The sequence below is a fragment of the Streptomyces sp. NPDC001348 genome, from assembly GCF_053597535.1.
This window is the reverse complement of record NZ_JBSFIK010000060.1, coordinates 14640-35643: the sequence shown is the minus strand read 5'-3', so window position 1 is coordinate 35643 and position 21004 is coordinate 14640. Positions and strand designations below refer to the sequence as shown.

Here is a 21004-nt window from a genome sequence, read left to right as displayed (position 1 = left end):
CGTCGCAAGGTCGTCTGAATCGATGGTTACGGAGACATGACGTTAGGGATATCGGGGGGCGGCTCCGGAGGGTCCGTGCCGGCGGGAGGGCGGTGAAGGTGACGGGCCCGTACGTCGTTCCCCCCGTGGAAGGACGTACGGGCCCGCCGGTCCGCGGTGGCCCGGCTCAGGCGGTGCGCCGGCGCAGCACCGTGTGGGCCGCCGTGGTCGCGGCGGCCGCCAGGGCGAGGACGATGCCGGTCTCCACCAGGTGGAGGGGCCAGTAATGGGACTCGGGGTGGTAGACGGCGAAGTAACCGTCGGCGTTGCGGCCCCGGTTCACCTCCCAGACACCACCGGGCGGCGTCAACCGCTGCGGTGACGTGCGGCTCACGGCCGGCCACAGGCCGGTGCGGTAGCGCTCCAGCAGGAACTGGAGCAGCCACATGACGGCGAAGGCGGTGCCGAGGGCGGCCAGGGTGCGGCGCAGCAGCACCGCGGCGAGCGCGCCGACCGCGAGGGCGCACAGGCCGTAGGCCACCATGAGCGGGCCCCGGTCCACGAAGGTCAGGGGGGAGGTCCAGTCGTCGCCGGTCAGGTCCCCGTCGGCATTCCAGCCCCAGCGGTACACGGGCACCAGCACCGCGCCCCCGGCCACCACCGCGAGCGCGGGCAGCGCGAGCTTGCCGGTCAGCCAGCGGGCCGGGGTGACGCCCTGCGTCCAGGCGAGCTCGGCGGTGCCGGACTCCATCTCGCGTCCGACCAGCGAGCCGCCCGCGAAGGCCGCGACGGCCAGGAAGCTGTAGCAGAGGAGCACGCCGATCCAGGCGAACGGTTTGCTGTAGGCGAGGGAGGCCAAGGGGTCGGCGCACACGTCGAGGTGGGCGCAGGCCCGTTCCGCCCGGCGGACGTCGACGGCGGTCACCTCGGTCAGCCAGACCAGCCAGCCGGCCATGCCCACGACGAACGCGGTCCAGGCGAGCAGGGCCCAGCGGTGCAGGCGCAGCACCGTGCGGGGCAGGCCCGTGAGTACGGCGGAACTCATCCGGCGGCCCCCTCGGTGATCGGGCCGGCGGCCGGCCGGGTCCCAGTGGTCCGCAGTGGCCCGGTGAGCCGCAGTGGTCCGGTGAGCCGTCTGAGGACGAGGAACGCGGCCACGGTGAACAGGGCGGCGAAGGCCAGCACCAGGGCCGTGGTGGTCAGCTGCAGGGGCCAGAAGTGCGAGTAGGGGTGGTAGGTGTTGTAGTAGCCGACCCCGCCGAGCTTCTCGTACAGCCGCCGACACCCCTCGGACGTGTGAGCGGAGCAGGCGGGCTCGGGGATGTGCCCGCCGGTGGCGGTGACCAGGCCCGTGTCGACCTCCAGGCCGTTGTAGAGATCGCCGTAACCCTCCTTGAAGCCGGTCACGCGCGTGACGGCGGGCCACAGGTGCGGCATGAGCCGCCAGGCCAGGCCCGTGACGCCCGCGGTGAGGACGAGGGCGCCGACCAGCGCGGGCAGGGTGCGGCGCAGGACCAGACCCGTGAGGGCGCCGACGGCCAGGCCGGTCAGGGCGATGGCGACGGTGGTGGGGCCGTTCGTGAGGAAGGCCGACATCATGTGCCAGGTGTCGATGCTGCCGACGCGGCCGTCGGCCGTCGACCAGGCCCGGTGGTGCAGGAGCACCAGCAGGCTCGTTCCCGCGGTGACCGCGGCGGCGGGCACGGCCAGCTTGGCTGTCAGCCAGCGGGCCGGGGTGATCCCCTGCGTCCAGCTGAGCTGTGCGGTGCCGGACTCCATCTCGCGTCCGACGAGCGCGGCGCCCGCCCAGGCGGCCACCAGGAACGGCAGCGCGGCCAGGGCGAGGGTGAGGTAGGTGTACGTGTCGTTGAAGAGCAGGATCGGCTTCTGGTCGTAGGTGCACCGCGGTGATCGCTCGCAGGAGCTCTTCCACTGCCGCCAGCCCTCCGCCGCCGCGTCGGTGAGCGGCCCGGCGAGCCACAGCAGCAGGACGCTCACGAGGACCACGAGGGCCGCCCAGACGAGCAGCGCGGGGCGGTGCAGGCGCAGCAGCCAGCGGGTCGGGCGGACCGCGGCCGTGCTGGATGCGTTCATGACACTCACAGGGCGGCCTCCTCGTTCGTCGCCGCGGCGGTGGTGAGGGCCGGGGCGTCGGGACTGCGCAGGTGGGCGAGGACCAGCTCCTCCAGGGAGGGGGTGCTGGTGCGCCAGTCGGCGGGCAGCGGGCCGGCCGGCCGGATGAGGGCGTTGACCTGGCGGCCGGTGACCCGGGACTCGACGACGGTGTGCGGGGCGAGGTCGGCGGTGTCGGCGGCGGCGCTGACCCGCGTGTGTGCGGCCAGTACGTCGTCGATCTCCCCGGCCAGCCGGATCCGGCCGCCGCCCACCAGCAGCAGGTGGTCGCAGGACTCCTCCAGCTCGGCCACCACGTGCGAGGACATCACGATCGTGGTGCCGTACCGGGCCGCCTGCGCCATCAGCACGCCCATCAGCTCGTGCCGGGCCAGCGGGTCGAGGTCGGCCATCGGCTCGTCGAGGAGCAACAGCTCGGGCTGTTTGCCGAGGGCCAGGGCGAGTGCGACGCGGGTGCGCTGGCCGCCGGACAGGGAGCGGATCTTCGCCTTCGGATCGAGGTCGCCGGCCGCGGTCGTCCGCTCGGCGACGGCCGCGTCCCACCGCTCCGGGTTGAGTTCGGCGCCCATGCGGAGCGTCTCGGCGACCGTGAGCTGCGGGTGGAGCGGCTTGTTCTGGGCGACGTGGGCGACGCGTGTGCGTGCCCGGGCCGGGTGAGTCCCGAGGACGGTGATCGTGCCCTCGGTGGGGACGAGCAGTCCGGCGGCCAGGGCGAGGAGCGTGGACTTGCCCGCGCCGTTGGGCCCGACGACGGCACACACGCGCCCTGCGGGCAGGGCGAAGGTGCAGTCGTGCAGCGCCCAGCTCCCGCGCCGGCCGAAGCGCTTGCCCAGCGCGTCGGCCCCCAGTGCCGTGTTGGTCATGACGGGTCTCCCTGGAAGTGCTTGTCGAGTACGGCGGTGAAGAGTGCGGCCACGTCGTCACGCTCCAGCCCGGCGGCGCGGGCGCGGGCCGCCCACTCCTCCAGTTCGGTGCGCAGGGGGGAGTCGACGGGGGTGGCGCCGAGGGAGCGCCGTACGAAGGTGCCGAGCCCCCGACGGGCCTCCACCAGTCCCTCGCGTTCCAGCTCGCGGTACGCCTTCAGGACGGTGTTCGGGTTGATCGCCGTGGCCTCGACGACCTCCCGGGCCGTGGGCAGCCTGTCTCCCGGCCGCAGCAGCCCCAGGCGCAGGGCCTGTTTCGTCTGCTGGACGATCTGGACGTAGGTGGCCACGCCGCTGTGCCGGTCGATGCGGTACTCGACCACTGGGTCAACCACCCTTTCACTAATTGAGTAGTGAAAGGGTGGTACAAAGAAGGGGCGACGTCAAGATCGCCGCCCCTTCTGGTGGTCAATGTCCCTTATGGAGCCTCAGGACTCGGTCCGGTACATCAGGTCCGTCTCGTACGTCGTGAACCCCAGCCGCTCGTACACCGCCACCGCCGCCTTGTTGTCCGCGTCGACGTACAGCATCACCGCCGGCAGCCCCTGTGCCGCCAGATGGCGCAGGCCGAGGGTGGTGAGCGCCTTGCCGAGGCCGCCGCCCTGGTTGCCGGGGGCCACACCGAGGACGTACACCTCGCCCAACCTCCCCCAGTCTCGGCTTCGCTCGACCGGGGGGACCCCCATCTCCTCATGGACCTTCGTCCAGTGGAAGCCCACGAGTTCGCCCCCGCGCTCGGCGAGGAAGAAGCCCGCCGGGTCGAACCACGGCTGGGCCTTGCGGTCGTCGAGGTCGCGCTGGGTCAGGGAGCCCTGCTCGGGGTGGTGGGCGAAGGCGGCGGCGTTGACGGCCAGCCAGGCCGCGTCGTCGGCGCCGGGTACGAAGGCGCGTACGGTCACGCCCTCGGGCAGCACAGGGTCGGGCAGGTCCAGGCCGGCCAACGGCCGCCGCATCTGCCGCAGTTCGCGGAAGAGGGTGAGCCCGAGCACCTGGGCCAGATGGCGGGCGGCGGAGTGCCCGCCGTGCGCCCACACCCGCAGCCGTTTGCCCGAGGCGGCCAGCAGGGCCGACCCCAGCGCCCGGCCGTGCCCGTGGCCGCGGTGCGAGGGGTGGACGACCAGTTCGGCGGCCGGTGCCTCCACCGGGTCGGTGTCCTCCAGTTGGGCGTAGCCGACGAGTTCGCCGCCGACGAGCAGCAGCAGGTGGGAGATGCCTTCTCGGGCACCGCCCGCCAGTCGCAGGCGCCCCTGCTCGGACACCGGCTGCTGTCCGTCGGTCCGGGCGGCCTCGGCGAGCAGGCCCAGCACTGCCTCGGCCTGGTCCGGGGAGAGCGCGGAGTAGGTCTCGATGGAACGGGTGCGGGCGGGCCGTGCCGTGTCGTCGCTGGTCATGCGTACGAGGGTACGGGCGCCCGCGCTCCGGCCGGGTGGCGCCGATCGGCGCGTGTTCCGGTGCGGCCGCGCGGGGCCCGACGATCAGCGGCCGCACCGCAGGTGGAGCGCCGCCCGGGCGCCCGGGTGTGCGGCCGTGGTCCCCGCCCGCCGCTCCTTTCCGGACGGCTGTTCGGGATCTCGGGCGGGGGCCGGTGAGGTGCGGAAGCGGTGTCTCAGGAGGCGGTCGGCGTCCAGCCCGCCAGCCAGTCCGCGACCTCCTGGTCCGCGGCCTGGGCGTCGGTCAGTTGGGGGCGGTCGCTGCTCGCGGCGCCGGAGCCCGCGCCGGTGTTCCTGTACTCGGCGAAGCGGTCGTCCTTCCAGGAGAAGCCGCTCATGTCGGTCCACGGGGCGGTCCTGATCGCGGCGCTCAGGGCCGTGTTGCGGACCGTGGTCTGCGGGTCGAGGCTGGCGTCGCCGCCCGCGTGCCAGGGGCGGCCGAGGTAGAAGCTCCGGTCGGACACGTCCCCGCTCACCGTGGAGTTGGCGATCAGGATGCCCTTACGGCCGGCGGCCGTGCTGGGTGCCGTGACGTAGCCGGCCGAGGTGCCGTTGTAGCGCTTCTTCAGTGTGATGACGGACTTGTCGATCACGGCGGTCGCGCGGCCGAAGATGAAGTCGACGTTGCCGATCACGTAGGAGTTGCTCATGTAGACGCGGCCGAGCCTCTCCTTCGCCGCGGTGTCCACCAGCAGGGTGTCCTGGTCGCCGCTGACGATCACATTGTCGAGGAACACCTTGTCGGAGGCGGTGCGCAGGGCGACGGCCTGCTGGGCGATGTTCTGGTGCGCGGCCTCGTCGAAGTCGTTGGAGACGGTCAGGTTGCGGGCCTGGAAGTCGTCGGCCTCGACGGCGACGGTGGCGCTGCCCCCGGTGCCGTACGGCCCCGAACCGTCGGGCTTCTGCGTGCCCGACGCGTTGTTGTAGACGATCACCGTATCCTTCCGGCTGCCACCGGTGCCCTGGATGGTGACGTGCGGCTTGTTGGACGGCACCTTGACCAGCTCGCGGTACGTGCCCGGCTTGACGCTGATCACCACGCGGGAGGGGTTGTTCGCGGGGACGGCGTTCACCGCGGCCTGGACCGTCCGGTACTGGCCGGTGCCGTCCTGGGCGACGGTGAGGGTGGTGGCGGCGGCCCGGACGGGGGCGGCGGGAGTCGCGGCCGAGGCCTGCTGCTGGGTGCCGGTGACTCCGTAGGCGAGTGCGGTGGCGGCGGTCAGCGCGACCGGGATGCCGAGGGCGAGAGTGGTGCGGCGTCTGCGGTGGCGGGGCCTGGAATGGGGGGTGGCCATGGGGGGCGCCTCCTGTTCGGTCGTTCCCTGTACGGGGGTTGACCTGGAGTCGCCGCGAGGTGGGGGAAGGTTGCCCGGTTCGGACGACCGGTGGGCCGATCCGGGCGCGGAAGGCTGCGGTGCGGCCCGGGGCCGGCCGGGCGGGACGAGAGGGTGCTGCGCCCGGTCGGTGACCTGCTCGGCTCTCCGGCCGGAGCGATGGGCCTCGCCCGATCGGGTGATCCCGAGGCATTTCCGCTGGTCAGCCGTAATGCCGTACCTACCGTGATCGCGTTGCTTGTGCCGCGAGCACAGCCAGCCCACACTTGAGGAGGTGACGCCACCATGACCGCTCTTGCGCACGAGAGGCCCGAGACCATGACGGAGATCTGGACCGAGCCCCTGTCCGCGAACGGCCCTGACCTCGACGAGGTCGTGTGGCACGCATGGAAGGCCATGGAACTCCCCGAGGGCTACCACGCTGAGATCATCGAGGGAGCCATCGAGGTGTCGCCCACCGGCCGTCTGTCCCATGCCCGCATCGCCAACCGTCTGCGCAACGCGCTGGTGCGCTATCTGGGGGAAGGCGAGTACGCGGCATACCAGGACACCAACGTCATCTTCCGGCGCCGAGGGTGGATTCCCGATGTCCTTGTCGCACCGGAGGATCTGGAGCCGTACGGGGACGAGGACGGGCTCGGCGTCGATGCCGCAGCAGTTCGCCTGGTCGTCGAGGTGGTCTCGCCCGGCAAGCGCAACCAGGACCGGGACCGCGTCCGGAAACGCCGGGAATACGCCCGCGCCGGCATTCCCGTCTACGTCGTCATCGATGACTACGACAACAACGGCACCGTTACCCTCCTCAGCGAACCTCAGCCCGACAAGGCCGACTGGCTGGGAGTCGTGAGGGTCCCGTACGGCAAGGAGGTCGTCATCCCCAAAGGCCCCGCCAAGGGCTTCGTGATCGGGGAAGCCATCACCGGCCCGAAGCGCGGCTGAGGGACGGACGGGCCGACCGCCTTACGCAGCATCCGGCAGGGGTATCGGCGCTCCCGGCAGTCGTACCGTCGCGACCGTGCCGCCGCCCTCCGCGCGGGTCAGGGAGACCTCGCCGCCCGCCTGTTGCACCGTGCGGGCGACTATGGACAGGCCGAGGCCGGAGCCGGGGAGGGCGCGGGCCGAGGGGGAGCGCCAGAAGCGGTCGAAGACGTAGGGGAGTTCGTCGGCGGGGATGCCGGGGCCGTGGTCGCGGACCGTGAGGACGCCGCCGGTGAGCTGTACGTCGATCGCCCCGCCCTCGGGGCTGAACTTCACGGCGTTGTCCAGGATGTTGACCACCGCCCGCTCCAGCGCGGCCGGTTCCCCCCGGGTGTACCAGGGCTCGAGGGACGCCGTGATGGTCAGCTCCGGGCCGCGCAGACGGGCTCGGCGCAGGGCCGCCTCCACGGTGTCCTCCAGGGAGACCACCTGCACGCGTTCGCCGCGCTGGGCCTCCGAGCGGGACAGTTCCTGCAGGTCGCCGATGAGCGAGGCCAGCTCCGTCATCTGGGCCTTCACCGAGTCGAGGAGCGCCTTGCGGTCCGCCGGGGGGAGCGGGCGGCCCGTCTCCTCGCTGCGGGTGAGGAGTTCGATGTTGGTGCGGAGCGAGGTGAGGGGGGTGCGGAGTTCGTGCCCCGCGTCCGCGATGAGCTGCTGCTGCAGCTCGCGGGAGCTGGCCAGGGACGCCGTCATCGAGTTGAAGGACCGGGAGAGGCGGGCGACCTCGTCCTCGCTGTCCTCCTCGACCGGGATGCGGATGCTCAGGTCCTCGGTGCGGGCGACGTGTTCCACGGCTTCCGTGAGCTTGTCGACCGGGCGCAGTCCGGCGCGGGCGACCGCGAGGCCGGCGGCGCCCGCGCCGACGACTCCGACGCCGGAGACGAGGAGGAGGATGAGGGCCAGGTCGTTGAGGGTGTTCTGGGTGTTCTTCAGAGGTACGGCGGCCATGAGGGCCGCGTTGGAAACCGTCCCGGTGGTCGGGTCGAAAAGCACCTTGGGGATGGTCAGGACCCGGACGTCATTGCCGTCCGCGTCAGTGCTGTTGTGGAAGACCCCTTGGGCGCCGCTGTCGCTCGCCTGCTTGATCACGTCCTTGTCGAGCTGGGTGACCTTGACCCGGCCCACCGAGGACGGGAAGAGGCAGGGCGTACCGTCCGCCTTGACCACCTGGGAGTAGGTGTTCCCGAAACCGCCGCGGCCGCTGTCCTGTGCGGTCTGCGTGCAGTTGGAGAGAGCGTTGCCGATCACCACGTCCTGCTGATGCGGGGGCATGGAAACTGCCTTGGTGAGGTCGTTGTTGACCTGCGCGTACAGCTTCCCCTGCACAATGAACCAGCAGGTCACCGACACCGCCGCCACCGCGAACGCCACCGCCGCCGCCACCAGCAGCGCCAGCCGGGAGCGGATGGGGAGGGAACGGTAGCGGCGCAGCAGCCGTTTCACTCGGCGCCGCCCTGTCGTAGGACGTAGCCCACGCCGCGCACCGTGTGCACGAGGCGCGGCTCACCGCCGGCCTCCGTCTTGCGGCGGAGGTACATCACGTAGACGTCCAGGGAGTTCGACGACGGCTCGAAGTCGAAGCCCCAGACCGCCTTCAGGATCTGCTCACGCGTGAGCACCTGACGCGGGTGGGCCATGAACATCTCCAGGAGCGTGAACTCGGTGCGGGTCAGCTCCACCTGCCGGTCGCCGCGGGTGACCTCGCGGGTCGCGAGGTCCATGCGCAGGTCGGCGAAGGTGAGGGCCTCGTCCTCCTGGGCCTGGGCGGAGACGGCCGCCGCGTAGGAGCTGCGGCGCAGGAGGGCACGGATGCGGGCGAAGAGTTCGTCGAGTTCGAAGGGTTTGACCAGGTAGTCGTCGGCCCCGGCGTCGAGTCCGGTGACGCGGTCGCCGACCGTGTCGCGCGCCGTGAGCATCAGGATCGGGGTGGTGTCGCCCGCGCTCCGGATGCGGCGTGCGGCCGTCATCCCGTCCATCCTCGGCATCTGGATGTCCAGGACCACCAGGTCCGGCTTGTACGCGGTCGCCTTCTCCAGGGCGTCCGCGCCGTCGACCGCTACCTCGGTGTCGTACCCCTCGAAGGCGAGGCTGCGCTGCAGTGCTTCGCGGACGGCGGGCTCGTCGTCGACGATCAGGATGCGCTGGGGGTCACGGTCGCCTTCGGCGGGGCTCATCGCTCGCGGTTCCTCGGGGTGCGGTGGGTCGGGACGCTCTCAGCGTCGCATGAGTGCGGGCTGCGGAGTAGGCAGGGGATCGGGGTCAGCCGGGTATCGCCGTCAGGCGCTTCAGCGGCACCTTGTGGCGGTGCGGGCGGGCGGCGGGGACCCGCAGGCCCATCAGCTGGGGGGCCGCGACCTCGGGAGCGCGCGGTGCCGGTGCGTGGAGGTCGTACGCCACCTCGAGGGCGAGGGTGATGCCGGCCGGGTCGGTGCTGGCGACCGTGTGCGTGACCTGCGTGATCATGACGTGCTCCTGGTGTGCGGGGGTGGGTGGCTCAGCTGTTGGAGCCCGACCGCAGCTTGGCGAGGTCGGACTTGACCGTGTTGATCGGGATGGCGAAGCCGAGGCCGACGCTGCCCGCGTCGGAGGACGAGGACGCCTGGGCGCTCGAGTACATGGCGGAGTTGATGCCGACGATGTTGCCGCCGGCGTCGATCAGGGCGCCGCCGGAGTTGCCGGGGTTCAGCGAGGCGTCGGTCTGGATCGCCTTGTAGGTGGTGGTCGAGGAGCCGGTGTCGCCGTTGAACTGCCGGCCGCCGAACTGGAACGGCCACCGTCCGTCGCCGCCCTGCCCCTGGTTCTGGTTCTCGTCGGTGGGGACGGTGACGTCACGGTTGAGCGCGGAGACGATGCCGCTGGTGACGGTGCCGGTCAGGCCCTCGGGGGAGCCGATCGCCACGACCGTGTCGCCGACCTGGACGCCGTCGGAGTTGCCGAGGGCCGCCGCCCTGAGGCCGGAGGCGCCGTGCAGCTTGATGAGGGCGAGGTCCTTGGAGCTGTCGGTGCCGACGACCTGGGCGGTGTAGGACTTGCCGTCGCTGGTCGTCACCTTGATCGACGAGGCGCCGGAGACGACGTGGTTGTTGGTGACGATCTCGCCGCCCGAGGAGATGATCACGCCGGAGCCGGTGGAGGAGCCGTCGCTGAGGGTCGCCTGGATCTCGACCACGCTCGGGCTGACGGCGGCGGCGATCGCGGCGACGTTCCCCTTCTTGCCGGCGGGCACCACGTTGGTGGTGGTGCTGGTGGCGGCGACGGTGTCCGTGCCGCTCAGCTCCTGGAAGGCGTACGCCGTGCCACCGCCCACGGCCGCGGCGACCATCGCCACGGCGGCCAGCAGGGCGAACGGGCCCCGGGCGCGCTTCCTCTTCGGTGCCGGGTCCGCAGTGGGGAGAGCGGTACCGCCGCCGTCCGCGCCGTCCGCCGCGGTCCGGGGGCCCGGCCCCGCCTCGGTGAACGACTGCGCGGGCCGGTACGCGGGCGGCGCCGGCCAGTCGGGGTTCACGGGGGAGGAGGCGTGCTGCTGCTGGGGGTACGCGCCCTGGTAGGCGTCGCCCTGGGGGTTCTCGTACTCGCCGCTGCGGCGGAAGCTCTCGGTCATGTCATAGAGCTTTGCCCGCGATCATGAGAGCTTCCTGAGTGCCCGCTGAGAAGCCCGGCAGAACCTCGTATGCCCGATATAAAGGCAGTCCTCGCAGGTGGGGGCGGGTTCTCAGGCCGCCTTCATCATGCCTGGTACAGGTGATTCACAGCGCTGGGCGCCGTGTCACCTGCAGCCGCAGGAGCGGCGGACCACCAGCCGGGAGGGGAACGTCCTGAGCCGTTCGCGCCGGGAGCCCGCCACCCGCAGGCCGTCGTCGAGGACGAGGTCCAGGGCGGCCCGGGCCATCGCCGGGCGGTCCGACGCGACCGTGGTCAGCGGCGGGTCGGCCAGCGCCGCCTCCTTGATGTCGTCGAAGCCGGCCACCGCCAGCTCGCCGGGGACGTCGATGCGCAGCTCGCGTGCGGCGCGCAGCAGGCCGATCGCCTGGTCGTCGGTGGAGCAGAAGATCGCCGGCGGGCGGTCCGGGCGGGAGAGCACCTCGAGGGCCACGCGGTAGGCGTCGTAGCGGTTGTACGGCGCCTCGAAGAGCCGGCCCTCGGTGGGCAGCCCGGCCTCGGTCATCGCGCGCCGCCAGCCCTCGACGTGGTCGGAGACCGGGTCGCCGACCGCGGGGGTCTCGGCGGTGCCGCCCATGCAGGCCACGTACTCGTAGCCGTGCTCCAGCAGGTGGCGCACGGCGAGCTGGGCGCCGCCCAGGTCGTCCGTGACCACGGCGACGTCGTCGATGGCCTCGGGCCGCTCGTGCAGCAGCACCACCCGGGCGTCCCAGGCGTCGATCTCGGCGGCGGCCAGGTCGTTCAGCGCGTGCGAGACGAGGATGAGACCGGAGACGCGCATGCCGAGGAAGGCGCGCAGGTAGTGGACCTCGCGTTCGGCGATGTAGTCGGTGTTGCCGACGAGGACCATCTTCCCGCGCTCGGAGGCGGCCTGCTCGACCGCGTGCGCCATCTCCCCGAAGAAGGGCTGGCGGGCGTCCGGGATGATGAGGCCTATCAGGTCGGTGCGGCGCGAGGCCATCGCCTGCGCGACCCGGTCGGGCCGGTACCCCAGCTCCTTGATCGCGGCGAGGACGCGCTCGCGCGTGGCCGGGGCGACCGGCCGGGGTCCGTTGTTGATGACATAGCTGACCACGGCGGTGGAAGTCCCCGCCAGCCGAGCCACGTCGTCCCGAGTCACCTTGGCCACGCGCGGAGTCTACGCGGAGAGACCGGCTCTGGGCAGGGCGTTCGGAGCCCGGCTGTACGGCGGCGACGCCCTGCGTGAGCGACGGCGAGTGCCTGCTACGCCTCCGCGGGGACCCCGGAGGCGTCCAGAGAGGGTGAGATGTTCTCGTTGTCCGGTTTTGGCTGGGAGGTCTTCGTCCGGCTCTCGTCCGAGGTGCGATCCACCTTCTCGGGAGTAACGAATCGATAACCGACGTTCCGGACGGTTCCGATCAGCGACTCGTGCTCGGGGCCGAGCTTGGCGCGCAGCCGTCGTACGTGCACGTCGACCGTGCGGGTGCCGCCGAAGTAGTCGTAGCCCCAGACCTCCTGCAGCAGCTGGGCACGGGTGAAGACGCGGCCAGGGTGCTGGGCGAGGTACTTCAGCAGCTCGAACTCCTTGAAGGTGAGGTCGAGCACCCGGCCCTTGAGCTTGGCGGAGTACGTCGCCTCGTCCACCGACAGATCGCCGTTGCGGATCTCCATGGGGGAGTCGTCGGCGACGATCTGCTGCCGGCCCATGGCCAGCCGCAGGCGTGCCTCGACCTCGGCGGGGCCGGCGGTGTCGAGCAGCACGTCGTCGATGCCCCAGTCGGCGGTGACGGCGGCCAGGCCGCCCTCGGTCACGACCAGGACGAGCGGGCAGCCGGGGCCGGTGGAGCGCAGCAGCTGGCACAGGCTGCGCACCTGTGGCAGGTCGCGGCGCCCGTCGATCAGGATGACGTCGGCGCCGGGGGTGTCGACGAGCGCCGGGCCCTCGGCCGGGGCCACGCGCACGCTGTGCAGCAGCAGGCCCAGGGCGGGCAGCACCTCCGTCGACGGCTGGAGGGCGTTGGTCAGGAGCAGCAGAGAACTCATACGTCTGGTTCCTCCTCGGTCCCTGCGAGGACGTGTGCGGTACGGAACTGCTCTGCGATCCCGAAGGCCCGTACACCTGCGGTTTCCCGCTTCGTATACAACGCTTCCGAAAGCACAAAAGGACCCGGGGGCAACACTGCCCGAGTCCTCTGCCCAGCAGAATAGCCCACATGAGCACCGGTCCGGCAGGTCATGTGGCACGTTCCACCGTTCGTCCGAAGCGTGAGACGAGCAGAGGCACCCCTTTGCGGACGTTTCTGCACACTGCTGACGGGGTTGCGATCGATTCCGTATACGACCCGGGGTCGGCCGTATACGACGCCTCCGCGCCACCCGCTCGTGACCTGGTGTTCGTCGTCGCCCATGGCTTCACCGGCGCGGTGGACCGGCCGCATGTGCGAAGGGTGGCCGGGGTGCTCGCCCGTTACGGGGCCGTCGTCACGTTCTCCTTCCGAGGGCACGGTGAGTCGGGCGGCCGGTCCACGGTCGGCGACCGGGAGGTGCTGGACCTCGCCGCCGCGGTCGAGTGGGCCCGCGGCTGCGGGCACGCGCGCGTGGTCACCGTCGGCTTCTCGATGGGCGGCTCGGTGGTGCTGCGGCACGCGGCGCTGCACGAGGGAACGGACGCCGTCGTCTCGGTGAGCGCGCCGGCCCGCTGGTACTACCGGGGCACCGCCCCCATGCGCCGTCTGCACTGGCTGGTCACCCGCCCCGAGGGCCGGCTGGTCGGCCGCTACGGGCTGCGCACCCGCATCCACCACCGGGACTGGGACCCGGTGCCGCTCTCCCCGGTCGAGGCGGTGCCGAGGATCGCGCCGACCCCGCTGCTGATCGTGCACGGCGACAGCGACGGCTACTTCCCCGTCGACCACCCCCGAATGCTGGCCGACGCGGCCGGTGACCACGGCGAACTCTGGCTGGAGCCCGGCATGGGCCACGCCGAGCACGCCGCGGACGACGCGCTCCTGGCCCGGATCGGGGACTGGGCGGCCGTCCGGGCGGGCTAGCCTGGCCCCATCCGTCTCTTACTTGCCTTCGTCCATTCGAGGAACCAGATGTCCAAGGTCACGGTGCGCTACTGGGCCGCCGCCAAGGCCGCGGCCGGGGTCGCCGAGGAGCCGTACGACGCGGCGACCCTCGGCGAGGCGCTCGCCGCGGTACGGGAGCGACACCCCGGCGAACTCGCGCGCGTACTGCAGCGATGCTCGTTCCTCGTCGACGGTGACCCCGTGGGGAGCCGCGCACATGAGACGGTACGGCTGGCCGAGGGCGGCACGGTCGAGGTGCTTCCGCCGTTCGCAGGAGGGTGAGCGATGACCGACCAGCCGTATGAGGGCCAGAACCCCTACCAGGGGCACGGGTACGACGGGTACCACGGGCAACAGCCGTACGAGGGCCATGAGCCGTACCAGCAGCCGAACCCCTACCAGGAGCAGGCGCCGAACCCCTACCAGCAGCAGGCACCGCAGGCGTGGGCCGGGCCGGCGGGGCACGACCAGGGCGGCTACGGCCGGTCCGGGTACGGGCCGGCCCCCGAGTACGGCCAGTCCGGGTACGGGCCGGCCCCCCGGTACGGCCAGTCCGGCGGGTACGACGAGCAGCCCACCCAGCAGTGGCAGGGCCAGACCTGGGAGACGCAGGTGCACGCGCCCGTGCAGCCGCCGGTGCCGGCCGCCGAGACGGCGTACCTGCCGCAGCAGGGCCACGAGCCCGCCGCGCCCGCCCACCCGCAGCCTCACGTGCCGCAGTCCCCCGCGGCACAGTCCCCCGCGCCGCAGCCCCCCGCGGCACAGTCCCCCGCGGCACAGTCCGGGCCCGGTTACGGCCCGGCCACCCTCTCCGGCAACGCCCGCATCACCGACGCCCAGCGCGCCCGCCTGGAGGGCCGCTCCCCGATCATCGAGCCCGGCATGCAGCCGGCCGCGCTGACGGCGCTGCTCGGCCTGCTGCTCTCCGGTACGGCGGCCGTCGGGACGTACGCCCTGGTGGTGCCGCTGGTACTGCTCCAGGCGGTCACGGCCGCGGGCTGGTTCCGGCTGAACGGCATGTGGCCCGCCCGGCAGGGCATCGCCCTCGCCTTCGCCGGGGCGCTCACCGCGGACGTGGCGGTGCTGGTGGCGGGGCGCGAGGACGCGCCGGCCGCGATCCTCGGCCCGCTCGGGATCTGGGTGCTGCTCACCCTCGTGCTGCAGCTGCGCTCGCACGCCTCTCCCGACGAGCGCATGTACGGCCTGATGGCGACGGTCGTCTCGACGGCCCTCGCGGTGATCGCCACCGGCTATCTGGGCGCCGAGCCCGACGCGGTGACGGTCGGCGCGGCGGCGGTGGCGGTCGCCCTCCTGGCCCGCGCCCTCCCGCTGCCGACCCCCGCCTCCGTGGCCGTCGCCGTGCTCGCCGCGGCGGGCGCGGGCATCGCGCTGGGCGGTGTGACGGACCTGGGCACGAAGGGCGCGGTCCTGGGCGCCGCCGCCGCGGTCTGCGCCCTGGTCGGCCACCGTGTCGCCGCCTACGACTACCCCTCCCGCTTCGTCCACTTCACGGCCGGTGTGGCCCTGCCGCTGTCGGCGGCGGCGCCGGTGGTGTGGGTGCTGGGGCGGGCACTCGGGTAGGCGGAGGGCGTGGACATGAGCCCCCTGTCACAGATGATCGACAATTTCCCTGCGGGCCGAGCCCGCAGGGATACCGTCGGCGTTGCACCACAAGTGTCCGAGCGCCACACCACCGCCTGACCGGGGGAACCACCGATGCGCGCCCTGCGAGTACTTCTGATCGTCGTCGTGATCCTGGGCATCCTGTTCGTGGTCGTCGACCGCGTCGCCGTGCACTTCGCGGAGGGCGAGGCCGCCGACAAGCTGAAGGCGACCCAGAACCTCGCCGACACCCCGGACGTGTCGATCAACGGCTTCCCCTTCCTCACCCAGGTGGCGGGCGGCTCCCTGGACGACGTCGAGGTGGGCATCAAGGACTACGAGGCGGCCACCGGCAACGGCAACGAGCAGATCCGCATCGACGACCTCAAGGCCGACATGAAGGACGTCGAGTTCTCCGGCGACTACAGCTCCGCCACCGCGTCCACCGCCACCGGCACCGCGACCATCGCCTACGACGAGCTGCTGAAGGCCGCGAAGGCCGAGCCGACCCAGGTCGCCCCCGGGGTCACGGCCCACGTGGTCGGCCTCTCCGACGGAGGCAACGGCAAGATCAAGGTCGCGGTGGACCTCAAGGTCCCGGCCCTGAACATCGACAAGACGGTCCCCCTGCTCAGCACGGTCACCGTCGCGGGCGACACGGTGAAGGTGCGCGCCGACAACCTGCCCGCGGTCGGCGGGATCGCCATCGCCGAGAACCGGGTCCGTGAGATCACGGACATCAAGCAGGCCATAGACCGGCTGCCCGGCGGCATCAAGCTCGACTCGGTGCGGGCGGCGCGGAACGGCGTCGAGATCACGGTGAAGGGTTCGAACGTCAAGCTGGCCGGGTAGGACAGCAGCGGTGGACAAGGGCGTCCGAGTGGCGAGACGCCCGCGTCCGTACCGCAGATGCCCCGGCCGCGCCCGGCGTCCGGACGCCTTGCCGTGGGCCGTTGCGCCCCGTCGCGTCCCACATGGCGGACGATCGTGTCTCACGATGCGACACCCCGGTGACACGCCCCGTCGTCCGTCCCTACGATCGAGCCCATGAAGCGACAGGCGGATCTCACGAAGCGGCGGGCAGTGGACCTGTGCCGCGTTGCCGCCATGCTCTGTCGCCCCTTCTGAGCGGAAGCGACTTCCGCGCTCACCCCCCTCGCCCTGCCCTGCTCAGGGCACCCGTGCGCCGACCCGGACCGGGCCGCGCACCCACGCATTCGCACGCCCCGCCGCAACTGCCCCGGAGGAGAAAGAGCATGAGCCGCAGCGACGTCCTGGTCGACGCCGACTGGCTCCAGGAGCACCTGGACGACCCGACCATCGCCATCGTCGAGGTGGACGAGGACACGTCCGCCTACGAGAAGAACCACATCAAGAACGCGATCCGCATCGACTGGACCAAGGACCTGCAGGACCCGGTCCGCCGTGACTTCGTCGACCAGGAGGGCTTCGAGAAGCTCCTGTCGTCGAAGGGCATCGCCAACGACCACACGGTGATCCTCTACGGCGGCAACAACAACTGGTTCGCGTCCTACGCCTACTGGTACTTCAAGCTCTACGGCCACGAGAACGTCAAGCTCCTCGACGGCGGCCGCAAGAAGTGGGAGCTGGACGCCCGCGAGCTGGTCGACGGCACGGACGTTCCCGAGCGCCCGGCCACCGAGTACAAGGCCAAGCCGCAGAACACCGCCATCCGCGCCTTCCGCGACGACGTCGTGGCGGCGATCGGCTCGCACAACCTGGTCGACGTCCGCTCGCCCGACGAGTTCTCCGGCAAGCTGCTGGCGCCCGCCCACCTGCCGCAGGAGCAGTCGCAGCGTCCGGGCCACGTCCCGTCCGCCCGCAACATCCCGTGGTCGAAGAACGCCAACGACGACGGCACCTTCAAGTCGGACGACGAGCTCAAGGAGCTCTACGCCGAGGAGAACGTCGACCTGGCCAAGGACACCATCGCCTACTGCCGCATCGGTGAGCGCTCGGCCCTGACCTGGTTCGTCCTGCACGAGCTGCTGGGCGTGGAGAACGTCAAGAACTACGACGGCTCCTGGACCGAGTACGGCTCCCTCGTCGGCGTGCCGATCGAGCTCGGCGCCAACAAGTAAGACCCCGACCGACCTCTCATCACCCCCTTCAGGAGAACGACATGTGTGGAGCGAAGGCCGGCGGCCCCGACGCCTCGACGATCAAGCCCGGTGAGACCACGATCCAGGGTCAGGTGACCAAGGACGGCGAGCCGGTGACCGGCTACGTCCGTCTGCTGGACTCGACCGGCGAGTTCACCGCGGAGGTCCCCACCTCCGCCACCGGACAGTTCCGCTTCTACGCGGCGGAGGGCACCTGGACCGTGCGCGCCCTCGTCCCCGGAGCCACCGCCGACCGCACGGTCGTCGCCCAGCAGGGCGGCCTCGCGGAGGTCGCGATCGCGGTCTGAGCAGCCCGCTCACCACCGGAAGGGCCGTACCCCACGGGTTGGACGCCTCGGGTGCGGCCCTTCCGGCTGCCCGGCCCGCGGCGCTCCCCGCCGCGGAGGACCCCGCACTGCCGCGCGGGCTTCGCGCCGCCGCACGGCCGAGCGACGCTCGCCCGCCTACTCTGGAGTCATGTACGCACGGCGGCGGCGCTGGTACTTCGTCATGATGGGGATCTGCATCGGTCTCTTCGTCCTGGCCTGGGGAGTCGTACGCATCTGGTCGGTCCCGGCGGCCGTCGGGATGTGCGTGGTGGCCATGGTCATCCCGCCCGTGGCCGCCATGGTGGCCAACCGGCGCGGCCCCGAGGACCGCTGGTGGGACGACCCCTCCGGCGACCCGCAGTCCGACGAGTGGTGGGACGAGCTGGACGGCAGGAAGCCGCCCCGCTCCTAGAGCCTGTCCGCCGAGCACGGCCGCGCCGGTCAGCGTTCCCCGAGGCCGAGTGCGGCGACCTCGCGGACGGCCTCGGCGACGGCCGGGAAGTCCTTCTTCAGGATCGCACCGTGGTTGCCGGCGACCTTCGCGCTGATCCGGATGTTCGCGTTGCGGGTGGTCACCGCGTCGAGGCCGGCGCGTATCCGTTCCTGCTCGTCACCACGGCTCCCGAAGGACGTCCCCGAGGCGACCACGTACCGCACCGGGACGGTGATGCCGTCCAGCACGGGGCCCAGCTCGCGTTCACGGGAGAGCCTGCCCAGCTCGATGTTGCTGTTCGCCTGCTGTTCGGCGGTCATCCGGGGGGTCAGGCCGGTCGGGCGCAGCAGCGGTGTGAACCAGCCCATCCGCCGGAACAGCTTCCGGATCCGCTGCTCCATGGCGTCGTCCAGCCAGTCGTACGGGAAGGCGCCGTCGACCAGGACCGCGCCCAGGGCACGGTCCGGATTCCGGCCCGCCCAGTGTGCCGCGACGACCGCGCCGTAGGACCAGCCCACCACCAGCGCCCGGCCCACGTTCCTCGCCGCGAGGACGGCGTCGACGTCCCGGACGGCGGCCTCGAAGGAATAGTCCGCCGAACGCCCCGATTTCCTGCCGCGAGCCCGCTCGTCGTAGGTGATGTGCCGCCATCCGGTTCCCAGCTCGGCGATCACCCGTCGCCAGTATCCCTGGGTGGCGAACTGGCCGTTGAGGTAGACCACGGGGGTACCTGGGCCGCCGGTGTCGGTGACGGCCAGGGCCGTGTCGTCGACCGGCACCATGCCGGTCCATGTGGAGGCGGTCGATGAAGTGCCGCTATTTGCCATGGCCATGGGAGGGCTCCTTCCTACAGGCTGCGGGCGGTGATGTCGCCGTGGGCGGTGGTCGCCCGGATGGTCAGGCCGGCGGTGCCGTCGTTCTTGAGCGCGTTGTGGATGCGGCCGTGGGTGGTGCCGGCGTCCAGGGAGGCGGAGACTCCGTGGGCGGCGCCTACCGAGATGGCACCCTGCTGGGTGGTCAGGGTGAGCGTGCCGGACACGGCCTCGGTGATCTGGATGTCGCCCCTCTGGGTGCTGATCTCCGCGGAGCCGCCCAGGCGGCCGACCGAGACGTCGCCGTCGACGGCGGTGAGGCGGGCGCTCGCGGCCTCTTCGACCCTGACCGTGCGGTAGCCGCCCGTGAAGGTGACGTCGCCGAGCCGTCCGGCGCTCTCGAACCCGGCGGCGGCCGCCTTCGCGTCGACGCGGGAACCCGCGGGCAGCTGGACGGTGACCTCGACGGACCCGGCGTTGCCGAGGACCCGGTTGTCCGCGGCCGGGGTCTCGATCCGAAGGACCCCGTCGGCGAAGGTGACCCGGGTCCGTTCCGCGGCTTTCACGTCGCGGCTTCTGGAGGCGTCCGCGGGGAGGATCTCGACCGTGGCGTCGGCCCGGTCGGCGGCGATGAGGCGGATGCCGCCGGCGGCGATGTCGATGACGGCGTTCACGGGGCCGGGCGTTTCGAACTTCTGCATCATGCGTTCCTTCTGCTGTGGCTTTCGGCTTCGTTTCGAACGATGGAAACGCTACGTTGCATTCATGGATTGGGCAATGAAATGAACGCAGGGGGAGTGCATCTCTGCAGGTGAACGGGTCAAAATCATTGCAATGGAGCCGAATCTAATGCAACGCGTCTCGCTGCGCGTTGCAACAACCTGTGAGTGAACGCTATGCGTCCGCGACGGTTCGTCGGACGAGACGAAGCAGGCTCGCTGCGTGCGCAGCACCGGCGAGATCGCCGACGTCGGCACCGCGACGCAGGCCTACGAGCCGGGAAAGGGCGAGGCGCTGCGTGGCGGAGGAGGGCGCGGGCACGCCCTGTGGATGAATGGGGCCGTCCGCGGCTTGGCTGTTCCTTCGGCGACCCGCTGCCGTACCGGAACCGGATCAGGGTCGCCGGGCCGTGCGAGCTCGCCGAGCGGCCCCGGCGGAGCGGCGACATGGGCCTGGCCGCGGGGATCTGGCGGCTCGTCGCCCAGTCCCCGGCGACGTAGGCGCGCTCAGCCCGAATCGCGCAGGCCCGCGCCGCACGGGATCACATGGGATCAGTAGACGAGCGCCTGCGTCTCGTCCCCCAGAGCCTCCTGGACGAAGACCTGGGCGCCCGCGATGCGTACGCCCTCGATCACGTCCTTCTCGGTGATTTCCCGGCGGGCGGCGCACTGCGTGCACAGGGTGATCCGCCCGGCCGTCAGGATCGACTCGATCAGATCCGGCAGCGGAGCCGCGTGCGGCAGCTCGAACTCGGCGGCCCGCCCGGGCAGCGCGAACCAGGACGACTCCCCGGTCAGCCACAGCGAGACGTCGACCCCGCTGGCCACGGCCACCGCCGCCACCGTGAACGCCTGCGAGCAGCGCTCGGGGGCATCGGCCCCGGCCGTCACCTTGATCACCAGCTTCTTCGCCATGCCGGAAGCGTAGTCGCGAAGACGATCGCCACGAGCAGCGCGGCCACGCAGAGCGCGGTGAGTACGCCGCTCAGGACGGCCCCGTCGACCGGCCGCCGCCGGCGCCGGCGCCTTTGCCGGGAGCGCGGGTCGAACGGCGGGAGCGCGAAGGCCGGGTCCAGCGGAGCCCGGTCGCGCGGCGCGGCGTGCTGCCGCCGCCTGCACTCCTCGTACGGCAGGCCGCCCCTCATGCCCGGTGCTCCCGCCGCCGGTGCTGCCGCAGCAGGACGTTGGCGTCGGTCTCCGCGCTGCGGTCGCACTCGGCGCGAGCGGCATCCCTGAGTCCGGCCAGCTCCGCGCAGGCCGGGCAGCCCGGGAGCGGCAGGGGCGGACGGCTCAGGTCGTCGGCGAGGCGCTCCCGGTCGGTGGCGGGCCGGAGGGAGGCCGGGTCGGCCTCCCACTCCCTTCCGCCGCCCACGGGACGCAGCAGGGCGTACGGGCCTGCCCTGTGCTGGTACTCGCCGATCTTGGCGGTCGCCGGGTCGTAGAGAAGGGATCCGGGTTCGAGGGGCTCCGACTTCGTTGTCATCGAGCTCCGCTCCTTTCGGTGAATGCCTGAGCGC

At 71.8% G+C, this 21004-nt stretch carries 25 protein-coding genes and 1 pseudogene; 9 read left to right on the top strand and 17 right to left on the bottom strand.

Features of this window, described 5'->3' with window-relative positions:
* Window positions 1–166 precede the first annotated feature (166 nt).
* The 6 genes and pseudogenes from ACWC21_RS38510 to ACWC21_RS38485 form a co-directional block, all read right to left on the bottom strand.
* Complete coding sequence (locus ACWC21_RS38510) at window positions 167–1024, bottom strand: hypothetical protein (RefSeq protein ID WP_450889047.1); 858 nt, start codon at window positions 1022–1024, stop codon at window positions 167–169.
* The gene (locus ACWC21_RS38505; protein WP_450889065.1) at window positions 1021–2073 is read right to left on the bottom strand and encodes an ABC transporter permease; all 1053 of its coding nucleotides are present in this window, start codon (window positions 2071–2073) and stop codon (window positions 1021–1023) included. Before ACWC21_RS38505 ends, ACWC21_RS38510 begins: the two co-directional genes overlap by 4 nt.
* Before the next feature lie 5 nt (window positions 2074–2078).
* Complete coding sequence (locus ACWC21_RS38500) at window positions 2079–2975, bottom strand: ABC transporter ATP-binding protein (protein ID WP_450889046.1); 897 nt, start codon at window positions 2973–2975, stop codon at window positions 2079–2081.
* Window positions 2972–3358 carry a GntR family transcriptional regulator gene (locus ACWC21_RS38495; RefSeq protein WP_450889063.1) on the bottom strand — a complete coding sequence of 129 codons (387 nt, stop codon included), beginning with the start codon at window positions 3356–3358 and terminating at the stop codon, window positions 2972–2974. The genes ACWC21_RS38500 and ACWC21_RS38495 overlap by 4 nt, the downstream gene beginning before the upstream one ends.
* A gap of 105 nt (window positions 3359–3463) precedes the next feature.
* A complete protein-coding gene (mshD, locus tag ACWC21_RS38490; protein ID WP_450889044.1) occupies window positions 3464–4426 on the bottom strand; it encodes a mycothiol synthase in 963 nt (320 codons plus the stop codon).
* Between the two features lie 215 nt (window positions 4427–4641).
* Window positions 4642–5610: pseudogene (locus ACWC21_RS38485) on the bottom strand (pectinesterase family protein); the annotation flags it as partial.
* A 474-nt stretch (window positions 5611–6084) separates the two neighbouring features.
* On the opposite strand from ACWC21_RS38485, the gene ACWC21_RS38480 reads away from it, so the two are divergent.
* Window positions 6085–6738 carry a Uma2 family endonuclease gene (locus ACWC21_RS38480; protein ID WP_450889042.1) on the top strand — a complete coding sequence of 218 codons (654 nt, stop codon included), beginning with the start codon at window positions 6085–6087 and terminating at the stop codon, window positions 6736–6738.
* Between the two features lie 21 nt (window positions 6739–6759).
* Here the strand turns inward: ACWC21_RS38480 and ACWC21_RS38475 are convergent, their stop codons facing one another.
* From ACWC21_RS38475 to ACWC21_RS38450, 6 genes are all read right to left on the bottom strand, one after another.
* Window positions 6760–8220, bottom strand: a complete 1461-nt coding sequence (locus ACWC21_RS38475; protein WP_450889040.1) for a HAMP domain-containing sensor histidine kinase — start codon at window positions 8218–8220, stop codon at window positions 6760–6762.
* Window positions 8217–8951: a response regulator transcription factor gene (locus ACWC21_RS38470; RefSeq protein ID WP_450889038.1), complete on the bottom strand. Its 735-nt coding sequence runs from the start codon at window positions 8949–8951 to the stop codon at window positions 8217–8219. Before ACWC21_RS38470 ends, ACWC21_RS38475 begins: the two co-directional genes overlap by 4 nt.
* Before the next feature lie 85 nt (window positions 8952–9036).
* Window positions 9037–9240, bottom strand: a complete 204-nt coding sequence (locus ACWC21_RS38465) for a hypothetical protein (protein WP_450889037.1) — start codon at window positions 9238–9240, stop codon at window positions 9037–9039.
* A 31-nt stretch (window positions 9241–9271) separates the two neighbouring features.
* The gene (locus ACWC21_RS38460; RefSeq protein WP_450889035.1) at window positions 9272–10378 is read right to left on the bottom strand and encodes a S1C family serine protease; all 1107 of its coding nucleotides are present in this window, start codon (window positions 10376–10378) and stop codon (window positions 9272–9274) included.
* 165 nt (window positions 10379–10543) lie between these two features.
* A complete protein-coding gene (locus tag ACWC21_RS38455; RefSeq protein ID WP_450889034.1) occupies window positions 10544–11566 on the bottom strand; it encodes a LacI family DNA-binding transcriptional regulator in 1023 nt (340 codons plus the stop codon).
* Window positions 11567–11661: 95 nt separating this feature from the next.
* Window positions 11662–12441: a response regulator transcription factor gene (locus tag ACWC21_RS38450; protein ID WP_450889032.1), complete on the bottom strand. Its 780-nt coding sequence runs from the start codon at window positions 12439–12441 to the stop codon at window positions 11662–11664.
* A gap of 170 nt (window positions 12442–12611) precedes the next feature.
* Between ACWC21_RS38450 and ACWC21_RS38445 the strand changes: the two genes are divergently transcribed.
* From ACWC21_RS38445 to ACWC21_RS38410, 8 genes are all read left to right on the top strand, one after another.
* Window positions 12612–13448, top strand: coding sequence for an alpha/beta hydrolase (locus tag ACWC21_RS38445; RefSeq protein WP_450889030.1), 837 nt, complete (start codon window positions 12612–12614; stop codon window positions 13446–13448).
* A 48-nt stretch (window positions 13449–13496) separates the two neighbouring features.
* On the top strand, window positions 13497–13751 hold the full coding sequence (locus ACWC21_RS38440; protein WP_450889028.1) for a MoaD/ThiS family protein: 255 nt from the start codon (window positions 13497–13499) through the stop codon (window positions 13749–13751).
* Window positions 13752–13754: 3 nt separating this feature from the next.
* On the top strand, window positions 13755–15050 hold the full coding sequence (locus tag ACWC21_RS38435; RefSeq protein WP_450889026.1) for a hypothetical protein: 1296 nt from the start codon (window positions 13755–13757) through the stop codon (window positions 15048–15050).
* A 135-nt stretch (window positions 15051–15185) separates the two neighbouring features.
* A complete protein-coding gene (locus ACWC21_RS38430; protein ID WP_450889024.1) occupies window positions 15186–15923 on the top strand; it encodes an LmeA family phospholipid-binding protein in 738 nt (245 codons plus the stop codon).
* A gap of 195 nt (window positions 15924–16118) precedes the next feature.
* On the top strand, window positions 16119–16199 hold the full coding sequence (locus ACWC21_RS38425) for an Ms5788A family Cys-rich leader peptide (RefSeq protein WP_350751515.1): 81 nt from the start codon (window positions 16119–16121) through the stop codon (window positions 16197–16199).
* A gap of 128 nt (window positions 16200–16327) precedes the next feature.
* Window positions 16328–17173, top strand: coding sequence for a sulfurtransferase (locus ACWC21_RS38420; protein WP_450889022.1), 846 nt, complete (start codon window positions 16328–16330; stop codon window positions 17171–17173).
* Between the two features lie 41 nt (window positions 17174–17214).
* Complete coding sequence (locus ACWC21_RS38415) at window positions 17215–17502, top strand: DUF1416 domain-containing protein (protein WP_054243838.1); 288 nt, start codon at window positions 17215–17217, stop codon at window positions 17500–17502.
* Between the two features lie 169 nt (window positions 17503–17671).
* Complete coding sequence (locus ACWC21_RS38410) at window positions 17672–17935, top strand: DUF3099 domain-containing protein (RefSeq protein ID WP_450889021.1); 264 nt, start codon at window positions 17672–17674, stop codon at window positions 17933–17935.
* 29 nt (window positions 17936–17964) lie between these two features.
* Here the strand turns inward: ACWC21_RS38410 and ACWC21_RS38405 are convergent, their stop codons facing one another.
* From ACWC21_RS38405 to ACWC21_RS38385, 5 genes are all read right to left on the bottom strand, one after another.
* Entirely contained in the window at window positions 17965–18789 is an 825-nt protein-coding gene (locus ACWC21_RS38405) for an alpha/beta fold hydrolase (RefSeq protein WP_450889019.1), read from the bottom strand.
* A gap of 14 nt (window positions 18790–18803) precedes the next feature.
* Window positions 18804–19469, bottom strand: coding sequence for a DUF4097 family beta strand repeat-containing protein (locus tag ACWC21_RS38400; protein ID WP_450889017.1), 666 nt, complete (start codon window positions 19467–19469; stop codon window positions 18804–18806).
* Window positions 19470–20039: 570 nt separating this feature from the next.
* Window positions 20040–20402 (bottom strand): DsrE family protein, encoded by a 363-nt coding sequence (locus ACWC21_RS38395; RefSeq protein ID WP_450889016.1) that lies wholly within the window; start codon window positions 20400–20402, stop codon window positions 20040–20042.
* On the bottom strand, window positions 20384–20632 hold the full coding sequence (locus tag ACWC21_RS38390) for a hypothetical protein (protein ID WP_450889015.1): 249 nt from the start codon (window positions 20630–20632) through the stop codon (window positions 20384–20386). Before ACWC21_RS38390 ends, ACWC21_RS38395 begins: the two co-directional genes overlap by 19 nt.
* Complete coding sequence (locus tag ACWC21_RS38385; RefSeq protein ID WP_450889013.1) at window positions 20629–20970, bottom strand: hypothetical protein; 342 nt, start codon at window positions 20968–20970, stop codon at window positions 20629–20631. The genes ACWC21_RS38390 and ACWC21_RS38385 overlap by 4 nt, the downstream gene beginning before the upstream one ends.
* Window positions 20971–21004: the final 34 nt, after the last annotated feature.